Genomic DNA, 3,805 nt, shown 5'->3' with positions numbered 1-3,805 from the left:
ATCTATGAGTATAGTGGATATAGAAAACAAAAAAAGTTGCATAAGTAAAAAAATGAAACCCGTTAGGGTTTATTTCGTATGCTCATTTTTAAGAGGATAATACTGTTTAAAAGTTTGTTCATTTCAATTAATGGAAAACCGTGGAGTTTCTATCCTTAAGTTGATGGGCATGGGGTCACCATATCAAAAAAGAAAATTGTACGTTTAGACATAATTTGGACACAAATTAACCGGTTCCCTGTACGTTAAGGAACCGGCTTACTTACTTTACTACTTATATATATAGATTTTGTCTCGTAATGGTCTTAAATTATTAAAATTTGTTTTTTCATTTAAGTTCCAAACATAGTCACCCGTCAATGTAATATGTTCCCAGCCAAGTGGAGATATATGTTGTAAATATTCTTCTGGAATGTTTACGCCTTTTGCACGTAATGCATCTACTGCACGCGATATATATACAGTATTCCATAATACAATTGCAGAAATAAGAAGTTGCAAACCGCTCGCTCTATGTAATTGATCCTCATAAGAACGATCACGAATTTCCCCTAATCGATTAAAACACACAGCTCTAGCAAGTGCATGTTTTGCTTCACCTTTATTTAAACCGACCTGTACACGTCTTCTAAGCTCAGGGCTTTGCAACCATTCTAATGTATATAAAGTTCTTTCAATTCTTCCTATTTCACGTAAAGTTACAGATAAGCTATTCTGCCTTGGATAGACCGCAAGTTTCTTGAGAATAAGGGAAGCTGTGACGGTCCCATTACGAACAGAGCTAGTTAATCACAATAAGTCATCCCAATTTTCTCTTATTTTCTTTGTATGAATTGTTCCACCAATCATAAATTCTAGATGTGGTTGATTTATGAGCTTTTCAAAAGTATAGATTTTATTTTTATTAAACGTTTTAATCGAAATCCTAGCATATGACACATGGCAAAGACATGATCTACAAAGCCCGCTGCGTCCGTATAATGTTCTTCAATTTCCAAATCTGTTTCATGATATAGTAAGCCATCAATAATATGTGGCGCTTCTTCTGAAGAACTAATAACTTGTACATAAAAAGTACACCTCCAATTGTCTTTCGTGTCTAACAATTGGGGTGCACATCATAATTGGGCGGCTTTTTTTATTTCCTCTATTCAAAATCTATTTATTCATTTTACTTAAAGCTTTATCCATTTGACGTTCATTAGCTTGAGTAGCACTACTTGTTGCATTTTCTACACCACGGTAATTATATTTAGAGTTTTGCCAGAAATCAAAAGCAAAATCTTTTAAATTTTTATCTGATGCATTTTTATCAACAACTTGCGACTTGAAAAGGTTGTTTAACATGTATTCATGGTTAGATACATCTTTAATATAGTTTTTATCTTTATATTCTTTAATAATTTCGTCACCAAATTGTTTAACTTCATCTTTGGATGGTTTGTAAACTTGAGCATATTTGCTTACTTCATCAAACTTTTCAGTTGTAGATTTATCACTCGATGCAACTTCTTTAACCTTATTTCCCCAGTAAACTGTTTTAACCGTCTCTTTTGCGGCAGTGTCTTCTTTTTTAGGCTGTTCTTGTTCTGGTTGTTCTTGCGGTTTAGGTGTTTCTTGACTCGGCTGTGTAGTTTTTTGAAGTGACCTAGTTTGCTCTTTTTCATAGGAGTCTACTTTAGATTTTAACTCTTTGATTTGTGTTTTTAATTCTTGCTGTTCATTAAAGTGTTGATCGATAAGTTTATCCATATCTTTTTGTGAATACTTAGGTTTCATATCTTCTGATTTGGAATCCTTAAAAATAGCTACGGAAGCAATGATAGCTACTATTACAGCGATAATTCCAATGATTAGTTTTTTGTTCATTTATGTTCCTCCTAAAATACAATATTATTATTATATAACAATTAAACAGTTATAGGTAGAAAAAAAGACACCCTAAGGTGCCTTTCTCCGACTTGAACCACTTTAATTTTAATAATATGTATTGGATTTCCATCCAAATATTGTTTTAGGGGTCACCATATCATTCTGGGAAAATTGTACGCTAAGAGATTTATAAAGGTCGTTGGTACTTAATATACGTTTATAAATATTTCGTTACATGTTTATAAACATGACAAACCTTGATTTCATAAGGAGTAAAGTTTCTTCCTTAAAGGTATAACTTTATAAACAGGTGGTTTTTGAAACGAGAAATTGTATAACTTAAGTGAATTTGAAAGTAAACTAATGGCTAAAAGTTTACATTGGATTTTTTAAAAATTTTATGGTCGATTTCTTAATATATTTCTCAATATAGATATTATTGTTAATTGTGGAATGTATATGGAAATTAAACGTGTAATATAATATTATGAATAATAAGATAGCTTGCAATATATTTCTCCTTGTGAAAAGATAAGATCCAACTCTCCGATCTTATCTTTTTTTATTTGTAGATATAGGAGTACCCGAATATAATAAAAAAAGATAGCTATTACCTTTTGTTTTTCCCTTATGAAAAAGATAAAAACCTATCCGTAGATAGGTTTTTTGTTTATATTTATAGTATCTATTTGAATATTTCCCTAGATTATCCCCTCATACTCAAAATCGGTTTAGTACCCCATTAGCTTTTCATAAAACTTTTCTTGTGTATTCATCATTTAGATGGCTGCAACTCTTCTCCTTTTTTGGAACGGTTCATTGCTTCTAAGAATAAATATTCTTTTACTGTTAGCTCAACCGTTGGGCAATATTCAACCTTTGATAATTTGTGAAATAAAGAAAGGTTATCGTGTAATTTTTGAATCATTTCATCTAAAGTGATTTCTCCTACACCGTATTCGATTACTGGATTTAAAAATACCTCTATATCTATTAGACTTGGTTCAATTAGGGAAACAATTTCCTGTATCTTTGGTAAAATAACTGTTTCATAACGTTCTTTGAATAGTTCTAAGTCCTCTGGTGCGGGTTCATTATCACATAGCTTTTTAAAAGATATCATACGAATATCATTTTGTAATAAATCAATACGCTCTTCATAAAACGTTTTGTCGAACCCTTCTTTGTCAGCAACTTCATAATGAAGTTCTGTTTGTGATCTACGCTTTTTCTTATAAGAATCCATAAGGATTTTCTCTTTTTCATTAAACATCATGATAAAAACGGTACGTTCTAGATTCATGATTTGGTTTGCGACGCTTAATGTTTCATCTAACACTTTTGCACGTTCTTCTTCACTTAACTTTTTCATAGAGGATGGAACAAGGCTTTTGACATTCTCAAAAGACTCGGAATTAATAATATGTTGAAGAGAGAATTGAGAGACTTCTGGTAAACAAGGATCAGTTGTTTTGTCTAAGAGTAACAAATCTTTAATCGCTCTTACTGTATTTTTAATCTCTTTTTGAGCTTGTCGAACTTTTTCTATACTTCTTTCCATGTATTCTGGTTGTTTAAGGTGATTAAAGATGTATTCTCTTCTTTCTTCAAAATGCTGCTGTAAGTGTGACATAGTTGTTTCCCCCTCTATTTTCTGAATTGATTTGAAATTCCTCTTATATTGTATCATTAAAGTTTATGAATTGGGGACGTTAGCAATGTCTATTTGGGGTTCAGCCGAGATACGTGTAAAAATGGGTCATAAGCTGTATTATATTTCCATTATTGGTTTTTTAGCTAAAAATATCTACCTCATGATTAACAAAAAGCTGATTACCTATACGCTATAAATGAACTGCCCCCAATTGTTAAACAAAACCTAGCAATTGGGGGCAGTTCATAGTTATCATTTGACTCTTCTAGTGACTTTCTC

The 3,805-nt window shown here is 31.6% G+C and carries 2 protein-coding genes and 1 pseudogene; all 3 read right to left on the bottom strand.

Features of this window, described 5'->3' with window-relative positions:
• Positions 1–270 precede the first annotated feature (270 nt).
• Positions 271–1,028: pseudogene (locus MR155_RS30675) on the bottom strand (Tn3 family transposase); the annotation flags it as partial.
• Between the two features lie 130 nt (positions 1,029–1,158).
• Positions 1,159–1,869 (bottom strand): hypothetical protein, encoded by a 711-nt coding sequence (locus MR155_RS30670; protein WP_242312064.1) that lies wholly within the window; start codon positions 1,867–1,869, stop codon positions 1,159–1,161.
• Between the two features lie 778 nt (positions 1,870–2,647).
• On the bottom strand, positions 2,648–3,505 hold the full coding sequence (locus tag MR155_RS30665; RefSeq protein ID WP_242312063.1) for a hypothetical protein: 858 nt from the start codon (positions 3,503–3,505) through the stop codon (positions 2,648–2,650).
• Between the last annotated feature and the right edge of the window lie 300 nt (positions 3,506–3,805).

The sequence above is a fragment of the Bacillus cereus group sp. BfR-BA-01331 genome (genome assembly GCF_022663915.1).
In the GTDB taxonomy this organism is placed as follows: Bacteria; Bacillota; Bacilli; order Bacillales; family Bacillaceae_G; genus Bacillus_A; species Bacillus_A mycoides.
Note: the sequence above shows the minus strand (reverse complement) of the source record. Positions and strands in the feature narration are given on the sequence as shown.

Bases quoted from the DNA above. Each gene is read 5' to 3' on its own strand.
- MR155_RS30670 (WP_242312064.1), bottom strand. From the start codon at position 1,869: ATGAACAAAAAACTAATCATTGGAATTATCGCTGTAATAGTAGCTATC.
- MR155_RS30665 (WP_242312063.1), bottom strand. From the start codon at position 3,505: ATGTCACACTTACAGCAGCATTTTGAAGAAAGAAGAGAATACATCTTT.